General features: G+C 69.4%; 9 protein-coding genes. 1 reads left to right on the top strand and 8 read right to left on the bottom strand.

Features of this window, described 5'->3' with window-relative positions; genetic code table 11:
• Positions 1 to 303: 303 nt before the first annotated feature.
• The 8 genes from SLINC_RS32820 to SLINC_RS32780 all read right to left on the bottom strand — a co-directional run bounded on the left by SLINC_RS32820 (position 304) and on the right by SLINC_RS32780 (position 14,140).
• Positions 304 to 681 (bottom strand): helix-turn-helix domain-containing protein, encoded by a 378-nt coding sequence (locus SLINC_RS32820; RefSeq protein WP_067440800.1) that lies wholly within the window; start codon positions 679 to 681, stop codon positions 304 to 306.
• A 109-nt stretch (positions 682 to 790) separates the two neighbouring features.
• Entirely contained in the window at positions 791 to 1,336 is a 546-nt protein-coding gene (locus SLINC_RS32815; RefSeq protein ID WP_067440797.1) for a CinA family protein, read from the bottom strand.
• On the bottom strand, positions 1,333 to 2,118 hold the full coding sequence (gene pgsA / locus SLINC_RS32810) for a CDP-diacylglycerol--glycerol-3-phosphate 3-phosphatidyltransferase (protein ID WP_067440794.1): 786 nt from the start codon (positions 2,116 to 2,118) through the stop codon (positions 1,333 to 1,335). The genes SLINC_RS32815 and pgsA overlap by 4 nt, the downstream gene beginning before the upstream one ends.
• Positions 2,115 to 3,611 carry a 30S ribosomal protein S12 methylthiotransferase RimO gene (rimO, locus tag SLINC_RS32805; RefSeq protein WP_079164851.1) on the bottom strand — a complete coding sequence of 499 codons (1,497 nt, stop codon included), beginning with the start codon at positions 3,609 to 3,611 and terminating at the stop codon, positions 2,115 to 2,117. The genes pgsA and rimO overlap by 4 nt, the downstream gene beginning before the upstream one ends.
• A 100-nt stretch (positions 3,612 to 3,711) precedes the next feature.
• A complete protein-coding gene (locus tag SLINC_RS32800; protein WP_067440788.1) occupies positions 3,712 to 4,551 on the bottom strand; it encodes a helix-turn-helix domain-containing protein in 840 nt (279 codons plus the stop codon).
• A 234-nt stretch (positions 4,552 to 4,785) separates the two neighbouring features.
• Entirely contained in the window at positions 4,786 to 7,500 is a 2,715-nt protein-coding gene (locus SLINC_RS32795) for a DNA translocase FtsK (protein WP_079164850.1), read from the bottom strand.
• 151 nt (positions 7,501 to 7,651) lie between these two features.
• Positions 7,652 to 8,332 (bottom strand): response regulator, encoded by a 681-nt coding sequence (locus SLINC_RS32785; RefSeq protein ID WP_067440779.1) that lies wholly within the window; start codon positions 8,330 to 8,332, stop codon positions 7,652 to 7,654.
• A gap of 318 nt (positions 8,333 to 8,650) precedes the next feature.
• Complete coding sequence (locus SLINC_RS32780; RefSeq protein WP_107406713.1) at positions 8,651 to 14,140, bottom strand: HAMP domain-containing protein; 5,490 nt, start codon at positions 14,138 to 14,140, stop codon at positions 8,651 to 8,653.
• A 379-nt stretch (positions 14,141 to 14,519) separates the two neighbouring features.
• Here SLINC_RS32780 and SLINC_RS32775 point away from each other — a divergent pair, with 379 nt between their 5' ends.
• Positions 14,520 to 17,270 (top strand): SpoIIE family protein phosphatase, encoded by a 2,751-nt coding sequence (locus tag SLINC_RS32775; protein ID WP_067440773.1) that lies wholly within the window; start codon positions 14,520 to 14,522, stop codon positions 17,268 to 17,270.
• Positions 17,271 to 17,295 lie beyond the last annotated feature (25 nt).

The raw sequence follows: 17,295 nt of genomic DNA, 5'->3' as shown, positions 1-17,295 counted from the left end.
CGGCAGCGACCGCCCCCTCCAGCACCCCCGCATCGGAAGACAGCGCGAGCCGCAGCACGGCCCACCACCACAACGCCCCGAACCCGAGAACGGCTCCCCGGGTCCCCCAGGTTCTCCAGCCCACTGCCGGACGCGTCATGGACCCACCTCCAGCCCGACGCCAGACACCCTGGCCCACGATGCACGAAAGCCCCCACCGGCGCCTCTCCGGATCACCTGTCACAGATCATCCGGAGAACCCCCGGCCGGGGCCCCGCACGCTTCTTCAGCGCATCGTCAAGTCATGCACGCACCGCGCGAACGTCACGCGGCCACGACGTCCACCGCTTCGGCGGGCGCCTTGATCGTCACCCGTTCCGGTGGCACACCGGTCACCGAGACGGAACCCAGCATGGGGCGAACCGGCTTCACAGGCTCGCTGGGGGTGGCCGCAGCAGACTGGGCCAGCTCGGCGAGGGCGAGCTCGTCGCTCACTTCCCGCATGAGCTCGGACATCCGTACGTCCAGCGCGTCGCAGATCGCGGAGAGCAGCTCGGAGGAAGCCTCCTTCTGCCCCCGCTCCACCTCGGAGAGATAGCCGAGTGAGACTCGGGCGGACGAGGAGACTTCGCGCAGAGTACGGCCCTGGCGCTGGCGCTGCCGACGCAGCACGTCACCCAGCAGGCGACGGAGCAGAATCATCGGTGGCTCCCTCCTCGGACCGCGTAGCCGCATCCATTACGCCCCACCGTACCGCCTTGCGCCGCGGCCGTGCGGGGAGCGATGTCGTGTTCACTCAGGGCTGCAAACATCAAAACCCCCCGTTCCGTTCCGTATCCTGTGCCTGCTCATTCCCAGTCGATTCGCTCGCAAGCTCCTTCAGAAGCAGTGCGAGTACGCTCCGTACACTCTCCATACGAATTTCCGCGCGGTCGCCGTTCAACCGCAATGCGGTCACTTTCCCGCCACCCGTCGCGCCGGATCCCCCTTCGAAGGGTCCGTCGACAGCCACGAAAACCGTCCCGACGGGCTGTCCGTCCTGCGGCTCCGGACCGGCGACTCCGGTGGTCGCGATGCCCCAGTCGGCTTCGAGCGCCTTGCGCACTCCGGCCGCCATCTGGGCCGCGACCTGCGGATCCACCGCTCCGTGCTCCGCCAGCAGAGTGGCGTCCACACCCAGCAGTCGATGCTTGAGCTCGGTGGCGTAAGCCGTCACCGAACCCCGGAACGCCTTGGACGCCCCCGGGGCCGCTGTGATCTCCGCCGCAACCAGTCCGCCGGTGAGGGACTCGGCAACAGCGAGCGTCTCGCCCTTCACCGTCAGTAGTCGTACCACTTCGGTGGCCGGGGAACTCACGCTTCCGTCTCCTCCAACGCCGCCTTGCGCTCGGCGATTCCCTGCCGACGCAGCACAATGGCTTGTCTCACATAGTCGAGGCCGGTCGCCACGGTCAGGACGACCGCCGCAGCCATCACCCAGAACCTCAGAGTGGCCAGCGGTCCCGTCAGCGCCAGGACGTACATCCCCACGGCCACGCCCTGAGTGAGGGTCTTCAGCTTCCCGCCGCGGCTCGCCGGAATGACGCCGTACCGGATGACCAGGAAGCGCAGCAGCGTGATCCCGAGTTCCCGGCCGAGGATCACGGCGGTCACCCACCACGGCAGATCGCCGAGCGCGGACAGACAGATCAGCGCCGCTCCCATGATCGCCTTGTCGGCGATGGGGTCGGCGATCTTCCCGAAGTCGGTGACGAGGTTGTAGGTCCGCGCCAGATGCCCGTCGAACAGGTCGGTGATCATGGCCACGGCGAAGGCCGCCCACGCGAACGAGCGCCACGCCGGGTCGTATCCGCCGTCGGCCAGCATCAGCGCGACGAAGCCCGGTACGAGAAGCAGCCGGAGCATGGTCAGCAGATTGGCGATGTTCCAGACACTGGCCTGGTTGACGGCCGCGGCCGTCAGCTTCCCGCCCCGAGCGGACTTGGCACCGGAATCACCACCGGAAACACCGGAGGCGACAGCACCGGCAGCCCCCGGCACCGCGCCGGAAGCGGGAACGACCCCAGGAGCCGTCGTGCCCGAGGCCGCACCTTTGGCAGCCGAGGCGCCACCCGCGGCGGACGCCGGAATTCCGGTCATCTGCCCGCCTCCTCACTACACCCGAGCGAACCGTCGAGCGGCTCGGCCACCAGGTCGACGCCTTCTGTACCGACCACCTTCGCCTCGACCATACGACCGACACGCAGTCCCGCGCCGCTCGTGAGCAGCACCTGGCCGTCCGTCTCGGGCGCCTGGTGCGCGCCACGGCCGTACACGCCCTCGTCGTCCACCGACTCCACGAGCACCTGGACGGTCTCGTCCACGCGCTCCTCGGCCCGCTGGGAGACGAGTTCCTCGGCGAGCCGGGAGACCCGCGCGAGCCGCTCGGCGACGACCTCCTCATCGAGCTTGTTGTCGTACGTCGCCGCTTCCGTGCCCTCCTCGTCGGAGTACCCGAAGACGCCGATGGCGTCCAGCCTCGCGCCGTTCAGGAAGCGCTCCAGCTCGGCGAGGTCGGCCTCGGTCTCGCCGGGGAAGCCGACGATGAAGTTGGAGCGCACACCGGCCTGGGGGGCCTTGCCCCGGATGGTGTCGAGCAGTTCCAGGAAGCGGTCGGTGTCGCCGAAACGGCGCATCGCGCGCAGTACCCCGGGGGCGGAGTGCTGGAAGGACAGGTCGAAGTAGGGCATGACCTTGGGCGTGGACGTCAGCACGTCGATCAGCCCGGGCCGCATCTCGGCCGGCTGGAGGTAGCTGACCCGCACCCGCTCAAGGCCGTCCACCTCGGCGAGCTCGGGCAGCAGGGACTCCAGGAGGCGGATGTCGCCGAGGTCCTTGCCGTAGGAGGTGTTGTTCTCGGAGACCAGCATGATCTCCTTGACGCCCTGCTCGGCCAGCCACCGCGTCTCGTTCAGGACGTCCGAGGGGCGGCGCGAGATGAAGGAGCCGCGGAAGGACGGGATGGCGCAGAAGGAGCAGCGCCGGTCGCAGCCGGAGGCGAGCTTCACCGAGGCCACCGGGGAGCCGTCCAGACGGCGCCGCAGGGGCGCACGGGGCCCGGAGGCCGGAGCGAGGCCCTCCGGAAGGTCGGCGGGGGCCGGCTGGGGCTCCTCGGCGGCCGGCCCGTGTCCCGGCAGCGAGACGGAGGCCGCCGACCCCTGCCGGTCGGCAGGGCTGATCGGCAGCAGCTTGCGCCGGTCGCGCGGGGTGTGCGAGGCGTGGATGCCGCCGTTCAGGATGGTCTGGAGGCGGTCGGAGATGTCGGTGTAGTCGTCGAAGCCGAGCACGCCGTCGGCCTCCGGGAGGGCCTCGGCGAGGTCCTTGCCGTACCGCTCGGCCATGCAGCCCACCGCCACGACGGCCTGGGTTCTGCCGTGCCCCTTGAGATCGTTGGCCTCCAGGAGGGCGTCGACGGAGTCCTTCTTGGCGGCTTCGACGAATCCGCAGGTGTTCACGACGGCGACGTCCGCGTCCGCGGCGTCCTCCACGAGATCCCAGCCGTCCGCCTCCAAACGGCCTGCGAGCTCCTCCGAGTCCACCTCGTTGCGGGCGCAGCCAAGAGTGACAAGTGCGACGGTACGGCGTTCAGGCATGGGCTCAAGACTACTTTGTCTCACTGACAGCCCACGTCGACGGGGTTGGCCGATCTTGGCCAACCCCGCACTGACTCGCCCGAAGAGACCCCTGGGCCGGTCAGCCCGCCTGGGGATCGCCCTTCGTGTACGTGAGCCGTTCCACGGCACCCGGCTCCCAGTCGTCGTCGATCTTCTTGCCGTTCACGTACAGCTGGATCGCCCCGGCGTCGCCGAGGACGAGGTTGATCTTCTCGTTGTCCTGGAAGGTCTGGGACTCGCCCTGCTCCAGCAGGCCGTCGAACAACTGTCGGCCGTTGTGGTCCTTGACGTGGATCCAGCTCTTCCCGTCGGGGGCGGTGACCTGGACGGTCACCTTGTCCTGGGGCGCCGCGGCGATGGCACTGTCCGACGGCGCCGGTTTCGGGTCCTCGGGCTTGTCGTTCTTCGGGGTGGGCGAGGCAGACGCGCTGGTCGAGGGCTTGGCTCCGTCCGCGACCTGCGTCTTCGAGCCGTCGTCGCCATCACCCTTGAACGCGGTGAAGCCGACGAAGCCGACCACCGCGACGATCGCGGCGACCATGGCGGCGGTCCAGTTCGGCCCGCGGCGCTCGGGACGGATGCGTTCCGCCTCGAACAGCGGTGCGGCCGGCGTGGGAGCAGGACGGCCGCCGTGGGCGTCGTCGTACTGGGCGAGCAGCGGGGCGGGATCGAGGTGGACGGCCTTGGCCAGCGTGCGGATGTGTCCCCGCGCGTACACATCTCCGCCACACGGACCGAAATCGTCCGCCTCGATGGCGTGCACGATGGGGAGGCGGACACGGGTGGCGCTGCTGACGTCGTCGACGGTCAGTCCGGCCGCGATGCGTGCCTGTTGGAGGGCGCGGCCGATGGAGGGGCGGGCTTCCTCACGGTCGTCTTCGAACGGACGCTCGTCTTCAGGGGAGTTGCCGATGGACACGGGGGCGCCTTTCGAGCGTTTTAGCCGCCTGTGCTGGAGGTTCAGTCTATGGGGGGTACGAAAGGGTGAGGCAACCGGGCGGTGGGACTTTGTACGCCATCGGTATGGCCGGACACGCCGATGGTGGGGCAGCAGCATTTCGCTTCCCTCAACTTGACGTACGCCGAAGGGAAACGGTTGCTCAATGATCCCTTACGGGTGAGTCACGATCGAACACCCGCCTTGGCCTTCTCTTTAAGCCTCCCCGCGGATCACCGCGAGCACTCCGTCCAGCTCATCAGCCTTCACAAGAACGTCACGAGCCTTTGAGCCTTCGCTCGGTCCGACGATCCCCCGGGACTCCATCAGGTCCATCAGCCGCCCGGCCTTGGCGAAGCCGACCCGCAACTTGCGCTGGAGCATCGAGGTCGACCCGAACTGGGTGGAGACGACCAGCTCGGCCGCCTGGCACAGCAGGTCGAGGTCGTCGCCGATCTCCTCGTCGATCTCCTTCTTCTGCTTGGTGCCCACGGTGACGTCGTCCCGGAAGACCGGCGCCATCTGGTCCTTGCAGTGCTGGACGACGACCGCGACCTCCTCCTCGGTCACGAAGGCGCCCTGCATACGGGTGGGCTTGTTGGCCCCCATCGGCAGGAACAGTCCGTCGCCCTTGCCGATCAGCTTCTCGGCACCGGGCTGGTCGAGGATGACCCGCGAGTCCGCCAGCGAGGAGGTGGCGAAGGCGAGCCGCGAGGGCACGTTCGCCTTGATGAGACCGGTGACGACGTCCACCGACGGCCGCTGCGTCGCCAGCACCAGGTGGATACCGGCCGCACGCGCGAGCTGCGTGATGCGCACGATCGCGTCCTCGACGTCCCGCGGCGCGACCATCATCAGGTCGGCGAGCTCGTCGACGATCACCAGCAGATACGGATACGGCTGGAGCTCCCGCTCGCTCCCCTCGGGCGGCTTGACCTTGCCGTCCCTTATGGCCTGGTTGAAGTCGTCGATGTGCCGGTAGCCGTACGCCGCCAGATCGTCGTAGCGCAGATCCATCTCGCGTACGACCCACTGGAGCGCCTCGGCGGCCCGCTTCGGGTTGGTGATGATCGGCGTGATCAGGTGCGGGATGCCCTCGTAGGCGGTCAGCTCGACGCGCTTGGGGTCGACGAGGACCATCCGGACGTCCTCGGGGGTCGCCCGGACCATGACCGACGTGATCAGGCAGTTGATGCAGGACGACTTACCGGAACCGGTCGCGCCGGCGACGAGGATGTGCGGCATCTTCGCGAGGTTGGCCATGACATAGCCGCCCTCGACGTCCTTGCCGAGCGCGACCAGCATCGGATGGTCGTCCTCCGCTGCGGCTGCCAGCCGCAGCACGTCGCCGAGGTTGACCATCTCGCGGTCGGTGTTCGGGATCTCGATGCCGACGGCCGACTTGCCGGGGATCGGGCTGATGATCCGCACATCGGGGCTGGCGACGGCGTACGCGATGTTCTTGGTCAGCGCGGTGATCCGCTCGACCTTCACGGCGGGGCCGAGCTCGACCTCGTAGCGCGTGACCGTCGGCCCGCGGGTGAAGCCGGTGACGGCGGCGTCGACCTTGAACTCGGAGAAGACGGTCGTCAGCGAGGCGACGACGGCGTCGTTGGCGGCACTGCGCGCCTTGCCGGGGCCACCGCGCGTGAGGAGGTCGAGCGAGGGCAGCGCGTAGGTGATGTCGCCGGACAGCTGGAGCTGCTCGGCGCGCGGCGGCAGGTCGCGCGGGACCTCGGGCGCGGCCTTGGTGAGGTCCGCGACCCCCGCGTCCAGCTTCTCCTGCCTGGGCCGCGCGGCCGGCGACGGCACGGGAGTCGGTGTCGGGGTGGGTGTCGTCTCCTCGCGGTCCCCGACGGTGACGCCCTGGGTGAGGTCGGCGACGATCGGAGAGGGCGGCATGCCGTGCAGCACGGCACCGTCGAGCGCGGCGGCCGCCGCGGCGGCGACGTCCACGGCGTCCATGGGACGGCCCATGTCGGGCTGCGGCACAGCGGAGCGCCGGGGACGGCCACGGCGCCGCGAGAGGGCCTCCTGCTCCGCGCTGTCGGGGTCGTACGCCTCGGGGGCGGGACCGCGCCTGCGGGTGCGGGCGGGCAGCGCCTCGCGCCACTGGTCGTCGTAGCGCTCGTCGTCCTCGCCGAGCTCGTCCCCGGCCGGGTCGTGCACGACACCGAGCCGCACCCCGAGTTCGCGCAGCCGTCGCGGGATGGCGTTGACCGGGGTGGCCGTGACGACCAGCAGCCCGAAGACCGTGAGCAGCACGAGCAGCGGTACGGCGAGGACCTCGCCCATGGTGTACGTCAGCGGGGTGGCCGCCCCCCAGCCGATGAGGCCGCCGGCGTCCCTTATCGCCTGCATGCCGTCGTCGCGGGCGGGCGAGCCGCAGGCGATGTGGACCTGGCCGAGCACGCCGATGACGAGCGCGGACAGTCCAATCACGATGCGGCCGTTGGCCTCGGGCTTCTCGGGATGCCGGATGAACCGCACGGCGATGACCGCGAGCAGTATCGGCACGAGCAGGTCGAGGCGCCCGAAGGCACCGGTCACCAGCATCTCGACGAGGTCGCCGACGGGACCGCGCAGGTTCGACCAGGTGCCGGCGGCGACGATCAGCCCGAGGCCGAGGAGCAGCAGTGCCACGCCGTCCTTGCGGTGGGCCGGGTCGAGGTTCTTGGCGCCCTGCCCTATGCCGCGGAACACGGCGCCGACGGCGTGCGCCAGCCCGAGCCAGACCGCTCGCACGAGTCGGTAGATGCCCCCGGTGGGGCTGGGTGCCGGCTTCGGCGGCGCGGCTTTCTTCGCCGTTGCCTTCTTGGCGGGCGCCTTCTTCGCGGGTGCTTTCTTCGCTGCGGCCTTCTTCGCCGGAGCCTTCGCGGCGGCAGCCTTCTTCGCCGGCTGCTTCTTGGCTGCGGAGGGACGTGAGGCCATAGGTGTGAGGTTACCGGTGGAGACGGCAGCGGACACGTGTGCCCACTGCTTCACCCGTTCGTGTCGCCCGTGAAAAGGCGCGGAAGTGACGCGCGTTCATAGGCCACAGCACCCGCAGTACGCGCCAGTTCTGGCGCGCACCGTCGGCGCGTCAGTTCTGCGAGGGCACCGCCGGCGAACTCCCCGTGCCCGGCTCCAGCGCGTCCAGCGCCCGCCGCAGCCCGGTGAGTTTGCGTTCGAGATGGGCCGCGGTGGCCACGGCCGCCGCGTCCGCCGAGTCGTCGTCCAGTTGCTTGGAGAGCGCCTCGGCCTGTTCCTCGACCGCCGCCAGGCGTGCCGAGAGCTCGGCGAGCAGCCCCGCCGGTTCCTTCGCGTCGCCGACCGCCGCCTTGCCGCCGCCCTCCAACTGGAGCCGCAGCAGCGCCGCCTGCTCCCGCAGCTGGCAGTTCTTCATGTACAGCTCGACGAAGACGGAGACCTTGGCGCGCAGCACCCAGGGGTCGAACGGCTTGGAGATGTAGTCGACCGCGCCCGCCGCGTACCCGCGGAAGGTGTGGTGCGGTCCGTGGTTGATCGCGGTGAGGAAGATGATCGGGATGTCCCGGGTCCTCTCCCGCCGCTTGATGTGCGCGGCCGTCTCGAATCCGTCCATGCCCGGCATCTGGACGTCCAGCAGAATGACCGCGAAGTCGTCCGTGAGCAGTGCTTTGAGCGCTTCCTCCCCGGACGATGCCCGCACCAGCGTCTGATCGAGCGCAGAGAGGATGGCCTCCAGCGCCAGCAGATTCTCCGGCCGGTCATCGACCAGGAGGATCTTGGCCTTCTGCACCATGGCCCGCCCTCCTCGCCCCGGCGTGGGGCCTCCCCTGTCCGCAGGACTTGGGGTGACGCCGACCGGCGCCGCCCCAGGGGACGACTCCCTTTCGCCGCCCGTCCTTGTGCCGGTCATCGTAGCCGCACCCCGCCCGTCGCCACACCCTGTCACCGCGATGTCACTGTGCACGTAGCAGAAACGCAGCAGGAGACCAGAAGGTTCCCCGAATCCCGTACTTCTACACGATGTCGGCCACCCTGAGTCAGCAACTCGGGGCACCTGCCGAAGGTTCCCTCCACATGGTCACGAAGTCCCGACAAAGCCCGCGCCTCCCCGTCACTCGCCGCGCATCCACTGCTGCATCACGGTCAGCAGATGATCCGGGTCGACCGGCTTGGTCACATAGTCGGAGGCGCCCGATTCGATCGCTTTCTCCCGGTCGCCCTTCATCGCCTTGGCGGTCAGCGCGATGATCGGCAGTCCGGCGAACTGCGGCATCCTGCGGATCGCCGTGGTCGTCGCGTACCCGTCCATCTCGGGCATCATGATGTCCATCAGGACGACCGCCACGTCGTCGTGCTGCTCCAGGACCTCGATGCCCTCGCGGCCGTTCTCGGCGTACAGCACGGACAGGCCGTGCTGTTCGAGGACACTGGTCAGCGCGAAGACGTTGCGGATGTCGTCGTCGACGATGAGCACCTTCTCCCCGCCGAACCGGATGCCCCGGCGCGACTTGGGCGCCGACTCCTGCTCGGTGGCCGTGGGCCATCCCTCCTGCTCCGCGTGGCGCCGCTCGATCTCCTGCACGGGCCGCCGACGGCGCCGGAAGAGCGCGGCCGCGCCGTTCTGCGTCTCCCGGTACGACCTCACCTCGGCCGGCGTCTCGACCTCCACGTCGGACAGCTCCGTCGAGAGCTGGGGCAGCCCCGAGGCGGACGCCACCAGGTCGCCCGCCTCCAGGGCGGGCATGGTCTGCTGATAGCCCTGCGGCGGCAGTTCGCTGGGGTGCAGCGGCAAATACAGCGTGAACGTCGAACCGCGCCCCGGCTCGCTCTGCGCGTGGATCTCACCGCCGAGCAACTGGGCGATCTCCCGCGAGATGGACAGCCCGAGACCGGTGCCGCCGTACTTGCGACTGGTCGTCCCGTCCGCCTGCTTGAACGCCTCGAAGATCACCCGCATCTTGCTGGCCGCGATCCCGATACCGGTGTCGGTCACGGAGAACGCGATCAGATCCCCGCCCGGGTCGCGCAGCGAACCGGTCTCCAGCAGCTGCTCCCGGATCGCCATCGGCACGTCCCGTCCGGCGGGCCGGATCACGAGCTCGACCGCTCCGGAGTCGGTGAACTTCACCGCGTTGGACAGCAGGTTGCGCAGCACCTGGAGCAGCCGCTGCTCGTCGGTGTGCAGGGTGGCGGGCAGTTCCGGCGAGACCCGCACGGACAGGTCCAGGCCCTTCTCCGCGGTCAGCGGCCGGAAGGTGGCCTCCACGTAGTCCACCAGCTGCACGAGCGCGATACGCGTCGGAGAGACGTCCATCTTGCCCGCCTCGACCTTCGACAGGTCGAGGATGTCGTTGATCAGCTGGAGCAGGTCGGAACCCGCCCCGTGGATCGTCTCGGCGAACTCCACCTGCTTCGGCGAGAGGTTGCCCTCGGCGTTGTCGGCGAGCAGCTTGGCCAGGATCAGCAGCGAGTTGAGCGGCGTACGCAGCTCGTGCGACATGTTGGCGAGGAACTCGCTCTTGTAGCGCATCGACACCGCGAGCTGCTCGGCGCGCTCCTCCAGGACCTGCCGCGCCTCCTCGATCTCGGTGTTCTTCACCTCGATGTCGCGGTTCTGCTGGGCCAGCAGCTCCGCCTTCTCCTCCAGCTCGGCGTTGGACGCCTGGAGGGCCTTCTGCCGGTTCTCCAACTCCTCCGACCGCTCGCGCAGTTGCTCGGTCAGCTCCTGCGACTGCTTCAGCAGCACCTCCGTCTTGGTGTTGACGGAGATGGTGTTGACGCTGGTCGCGATCATCTCGGCGATCTGGTTGAGGAAGTCCTTCTGGATCTGCGTAAAGGGGGTGAAGGAGGCCAGCTCGATGACGCCGAGCACCTTGCCCTCGAACAGCACCGGAAGGACGATCACTTGCGCGGGCGGCGCCTCGCCGAGGCCGGAGGAGATCTTCAGATAGCCGCTGGGCGCGTTCTCCACGAGGACCGTGCGCTTCTCCTGGGCGGCCGTCCCGATGAGCGCCTCGCCGGGCCGGAAGGACGTCGGCATGGATCCCATCGAGTAGCCGTACGACCCCAGCATGCGCAGTTCGTACGCGTCCTCGCTCTCGGCGCTGATGTCCTTGCCGTCGAGGAGCGGCATCGCGAGGAAGAACGCGCCGTGCTGTGCGGACACCACCGGCGTCAGCTCGCTCATGATCAGCGAGGCCACGTCCGCCAGGTCGCGGCGGCCCTGCATCAGCGCGGAGATCCGGGCGAGGTTGCCCTTGAGCCAGTCCTGCTCCTTGTTGGCGATCGTGGTGTCGCGCAGGTTGGCGATCATCTTGTTGATGTAGTCCTGGAGTTCCTGGATCTCGCCGGACGCGTCCACGTCGATCTTCAGGTTCAGGTCACCGCGGGTCACCGCGGTCGCCACGCGCGCGATGGCACGCACCTGCCGGGTCAGGTTCCCGGCCATCTCGTTCACGGACTCGGTCAGGTCCCGCCAGGTGCCGTCCACGTCACGCACGCGTGCCTGGCCGCCGAGCTGGCCCTCCGTGCCCACCTCGCGGGCCACCCGGGTGACCTCCTCGGCGAAGGAGGACAGCTGGTCGACCATCGTGTTGATCGTCGTCTTGAGTTCGAGGATCTCGCCACGGGCGTCGATGTCGATCTTCTTGGTCAGGTCGCCCTTGGCGATGGCCGTCGTCACCATGGCGATGTTCCGCACCTGACCGGTCAGGTTGGACGCCATCTGGTTCACGGACTCGGTGAGGTCCTTCCAGGTGCCGGCCACACCGGGCACCCGCGCCTGCCCCCCCAGGATGCCGTCCGTGCCCACCTCGCGGGCCACCTTGGTGACCTGGTCGGCGAACGAACTCAGCGTCTTCACCATGGTGTTGAAGGTGTCGGCGAGCTGCGCGACCTCGCCGCGCGCCTCGATCGTCACCGTCCGGGTCAGGTCGCCGTTGGCGACGGCCGCCGCGACCTGGGAGATGTTGCGCACCTGCATGGTCAGGTTGTTGGCCATCAGGTTCACGTTGTCGCTGAGGTCCTTCCAGATGCCCGTGACACCCGGCACCCGCGCCTGACCGCCCAGCTGACCCTCGGTGCCCACCTCGCGGGCCACCCGGGTCACCTGCTCGGCGAAGGACGACAGCTGGTCCACCATCGTGTTGACGGTGGTGACGAGTTCGAGGATCTCGCCCTTCGCGTCGACGGTGATCTTCTTCGACAGGTCGCCCTTGGCGACCGCGGTCGTGACCTCGGCGATGTTGCGCACCTGGATGGTCAGGTTGTTCGCCATGAAGTTCACGGACTGCGTGAGGTCCTTCCAGGTGCCGGAGACACCCTGCACCTCGGCCTGCCCACCGAGGATGCCCTCGGTGCCCACCTCGCGGGCCACCCGGGTCACCTGGTCGGCGAAGCTGGAGAGCTGGTCCACCATCGTGTTGAGGGTGTTCTTCAGCTCCAGGATCTCCCCGCGCGCGTCCACGTCGATCTTCTGCGACAGGTCACCCCGCGCCACCGCCGTCGCGACCTGCGCGATGTTGCGCACCTGGGCGGTGAGGTTGCCCGCCATGCCGTTCACGGAGTCGGTCAGGTCACGCCACACACCGGCGACGCCGGGCACCTGCGCCTGGCCGCCGAGGCGGCCCTCCGTACCCACCTCGCGGGCGACCCGGGTCACCTGGTCGGCGAAGGCGGACAGCTGGTCGACCATCGTGTTGATGGTGTTCTTCAGCTCCAGGATCTCCCCGCGCGCGTCCACGTCGATCTTCTGCGACAGGTCACCCCGCGCCACCGCCGTCGTCACCTGGGCGATCTGCCGCACCTGCGAGGTGAGGTTGCCACCCATGAAGTTGACGGAGTCGGTGAGCTCCTTCCACGTACCGGACACCCCGGGCACGACGGCCTGACCGCCGAGGCGGCCCTCGGTGCCCACGTCCCGGGCCATCCGCGTCACCTGGTCGGCGAAGGCCGACAGCTGGTCCACCATCGTGTTCACGGTGTTCTTCAGCTGGAGCATCTCGCCGGAGACGTCCACGGTGACCTTCTGCGACAGATCGCCGTTGGCCACCGCCGTCGTCACCTGGGCGATGTTCCTCACCTGTCCGGTGAGATTCCGGAACGCGGTGTTGACGGAGTCCGTCAGGTCCTTCCACGTACCGGCAGCCCCGGGCACCTGTGCCTGACCGCCCAGCTCGCCCTCGACACCGACCTCACGAGCCACCCGCGTGACTTCGGCACCGAACGCGGACAGCTGGTCCACCATCCCGTTGACGGTGTTCTTCAGCTCCAGCATCTCGCCGGCCACGTCGACCGTGACCTTCTGCGACAGGTCACCGTTGGCCACCGCCGTCGTCACGGCGGCGATGTCCCGCACCTGCGTGGTGAGATTCCGGAAGACCGTGTTCACCGAATCGGTGAGGTCCTTCCACGTTCCCGCCGCACCCGGCACGTTCGCCTGCCCGCCGAGCTGCCCCTCGGCACCGACCTCGTTGGCCACACGCGTGACCTCGTCCGCGAAGATCCGCAGCGTCTCGGTCATCTGGTTGATCGTGTCCGCGAGCTGCGCGACCTCACCGCGCGCCGACACCGTCACCTTCCGCGACAGGTCACCGCTGGCGACGGCGGTCGTCACCTCGGCGATCCCCCGCACCTGGGCGGTGAGATTGCCGGCCATGAGATTCACCGAATCGGTGAGGTCCTTCCACACACCGGCCACACCCGGCACCTGCGCCTGGCCGCCGAGCTCGCCCTCGACACCCACCTCGCGCGCGACGCGGGTCACCTCGGAGGAGAACGACGACAGCTGGTCCACCATCGTGTTGACGGTGTTCTTCAGCTCCAGCATCTCGCCGGCCACGTGAACCGTGACCTTCCGGGACAAGTCACCCTTGGCCACCGCCGTCGTCACCAGCGCGATGTCCCGCACCTGAGCCGTCAGGCGGTACGCCATCGTGTTGACGGACTCGGTGAGGTCCTTCCACGACCCGGACATACCGCGCACCCGCGCCTGTCCGCCCAGCTTGCCCTCGGTGCCCACCTCACTGGCCACTCGCGTGACCTCGTCGGTGAACGTCGACAGCTGGTCGACCAGGTTGTTGACGGTCCGCCCGACCTTCAGGAACTCCCCGCGAAGCGGATGCCCGGTGCCGTCCACCGCCTGCGTCCGCAGCTCCATACGCGGCGACAGATCACCCTCGGCCACCGCGGACAGCACCCGGCCGACCTCGGACACAGGTCGCACGAGATCGTCGACCAGCGCGTTCGAGTTGTCGATCGCCGTCGCCCAGGAGCCCTCACAGGCACCCGTTTCCAGCCGTTCCGTGAGCTTTCCCTCACGACCCACCATGCGCCGCACCCGGGACAATTCGCCCGTCAGATGCAGATTACGGTCGGCAACCTCGTTGAAAACCGCCGCGATCTCCGACATCACGCCGTCGCCGGACACCGTGAGCCGCTTTCGGAAGTTCCCGTCGCGCATCGCGACGAGTGCCACCAGCAGTCGGTCCAGGGCAGCCGTATCCACGGCGGTGGTGCCGCCTCGCGTCTTGCGCTGGTTACTCGGGGACTGCCCGCCCTTCGAGCGCGTCTTCGTGCCCCGCGTCGCTGCGCCAGACTCCACTGTGTCCCTCCCGCAGGGGTCGACCGTTACTGCTGTGCTCGGGTACTACTGCTCGGCGTACCGGTTACTGCTGCGTATTCCTGCCCGCTGTATCAAGCCACACCCTGGGGCTGCTGCCCACCATGTGCAAACCACACCCAGCCTGCCAGTACCTTCACCAGAAGCTTGCCCAGTGTTTCACCCTGGCTGAACCAGGCCATAACAGTTCGGCAGCTTCGCACATCGTCCGCACACCCTCCGGACGGAAACACTGCGGACCGGCATCCGCGTGGACGGGGAAGGTAAGTAACCTTGCATGCGGCTGTCCAGCCGAGCCGGTCCATCCGGCCTGGGGGGCGGTGGCACGAGCACGAGCGGGCATCGGAGGGCGGCCGCACACATGACCACCGGACTGATCCCGGGGGGACAGCCCCCGGACCCCCGGCCGACGGGCGGCCTGCCGCATCAGCGGCAGGAGCCGGTCGACCAGGCAGCTCTGCACGTCGACAACCGGTCGAGGAGTTCTGTGATCACCGCGCGCGCGGCCGCCAGCTTCGAGCCTGTCGGGCGATCGGTCGCGAGCGCCCGCTCCTTCGTCCGCGACACCCTCCAGGGCTGGGGTTTCGCCGACATCATCGACGACGCCGTGGTCCTGACCAGCGAACTGGTGACGAACGCCGTCGTACACGCGGGCACCTCCGCGGACGTGTTGTGTCTACGAAGTGACGACGGCGTACGGATCGAGGTCGCCGACCGCTATCCGGAGCGCGAGATCCCCCTCCAGGGCCAGGCCGTCAACATGGGCAGCCCCGACCGCGAGGGCGGCCGCGGCCTCCAGCTGTGCGCGGCCCTGTCCGGCCGCTGGGGCGTCGAGTACACCCCCACGCACAAGCAGGTCTGGTTCCAACTCGACCTCCCCGAACGCCCGGTGGGCACCCGCGCCGCGGGCCCCTCCCTCCCCGCCGACCTCCTCCCCCTCGCCGACGGCCGCGTCCGCGTCGCCGTCGTCCAGATCGACCGCACGGGCGCCATCACGTCGTGGAACGAGGACGCCGAGGAACTCTTCGGCTACGCCGCCGACCTCGTCATCGGCAAGCCCCTCACCGACCTCGCGGCCTGGCCGCACACCCCCGGCACCAGCACCGGAATCGCCGAGGCCCTGCGCCTCTCACGCTGGGAGGGCAGTTACGGCATCAGGGACTCCAACGGCCGCGTCACCTCCGTGTACGCCTCCCACCTGCGCGTCCGCGACACGGCCGGCGAGCCCTCCACGGTCTGCCTCCTCGTCCGCGACCACGAACGGGCGGTACTCCAGACGCCGTTGCGGGTCCCCGCCGACTCGACGTCCTCCTCCGACGGCCAGAGCACCGACCCGTTCGAGGTGTTCATCGGCTCCCCGGCCCCGGACGACCTCGACGGCCTCCTCCAGCGCACGGTCGAACGCGCCCGCGACATGCTCGACGGCGACTCCGCCTTCCTGCTCCTCGCCACCGACGACGAGACGGAGCTGGAGGTCCGCGCCTCCACCGGCCTGCCCTCCGCCCGCCAGCGCTTCGCCCGCGTCCCCGTGGAGGCGGGCCCCGGCCGCTACGGCTCGGCCCGCATGCCGGCCGTCCACGACGACCTCACGGCCGTCCCCGGCGCCGTCCCGCTGCTGAGCGGCACCGGCATGCGCTCGGTCGTCACCGTCCCCCTGAAGGTCGAGGGCCGCCTCACCGGCTCCCTCGGCGTCGCGGCCGAGTCCCCCGGCAGATACTCGAACGAAGAAGCCCTACGCCTCCAGTTCGCCGCCGACCGCATCGCGCTGGCCGTCGAATCGGCCCGCCTGGGCGAACTGGAACGCCTGCGCCGAGGCTCGCTCAGCTTCCTCGTCGAAGCCTCCGACCTCCTGGCCGGCACCCTGGACCGCGACCAGACCCTCGCCCTCATGGCGCAGATGACGGTCCCCACCCTCGCCACCTGGTGCGCGGTCTACACGATCGCCGACCAGGCCTCCGACCCCTACCTGTCGTACGTCCTGCACGAGGACGAGGAACTCATCGACGGCATCAAGTCGCTGCTGTCGAAGATCCAGCCCCCGGACCCGGTCCCCACCCCCGGCGCCCGCGTCTGGTCGGCCCCCGGCGAGGCGGCCCACCAGGCGGCCCTGCGCAGCTCCATGCGGAGCCTCGGCCTCAACGGCGGCCCGACCCACCAGATCGCCTCGGGCATCGGCCCCACACTCGCCACGGCCTCCGCCGTCGGCGGCGAAACCGTGGTCCTCCCCCTGGTCGCCCGCAACCGCGTCATCGGCATGCTGACCCTGGGCAAGCCCACGGACGAACACTTCCGCCAGGAAATCCTGGAACTGGCCGAGGACTTGTCCCGCCGAGCCGCCCTGGCCCTGGACAACGCCCGCCTCTACTCCGAGCGCACAGCCATCAGTCAGTCCCTCCAGCGCAGCCTCCTGCCGCCCGAGCTCCCCGAGATCGACGGCGTCGAGGTCGAGGTCATCTACCGCGCGGCCGGCGAGGGCAACGAGGTCGGCGGCGACTTCTATGACCTCTTCCCCATCCGCGACGGCGCCTACGGCTTCGCCATCGGCGACGTCTGCGGCACCGGCCCGAACGCGGCGGCGGTCACCGGCCTGGCCCGCCACGCCCTCAGGCTGCTCGCCCGCGAGGGCCTGAGCGGCCCGGCGGTCCTGGAGCGCCTCAACTCCGCGATCCTCGACGAGGGAGCCCGCAGCCGCTTCCTGACGCTCCTCTACGGCGAGCTGTGGCCCCAGGAGGACGGCAGCGCCCAGCTGAAGGTGGTCTGCGCCGGCCACCCCCTCCCGCTGCGCCTCCGCCAGGACGGCACGGTCGAACCGGCCGCCGAACCCCAGCCGCTCCTCGGCGTCATCGACGACCTGGAGCTCTACGAGCAGGCGGTCACCCTCGACCCGGGCGATGTCCTGCTGTGCGTCACGGACGGCGTCACCGAACGCCGCGAGGGAGCCCGCATGCTGGGCGACGACGGCCTCGCCGACGTCCTGAGCACCTGCACCGGCCTCACAGCCGGCGCTGTGGCGGCCCGCATCATGCGCGCGGTCGAACGCTTCGCGTCGGACGCCCCTTCCGACGACATGGCGATCCTCGCGATGCGCGTCCCCGGCCTCCACAAGGACTGACGAGAATCGACCAGGGCAAGCGAAA

Origin of the sequence: Streptomyces lincolnensis, assembly GCF_001685355.1 — a bacterium.
In the GTDB taxonomy this organism is placed as follows: domain Bacteria; phylum Actinomycetota; class Actinomycetes; order Streptomycetales; family Streptomycetaceae; genus Streptomyces; species Streptomyces lincolnensis.
This window is presented reverse-complemented; position numbering and strand designations above follow the sequence as displayed.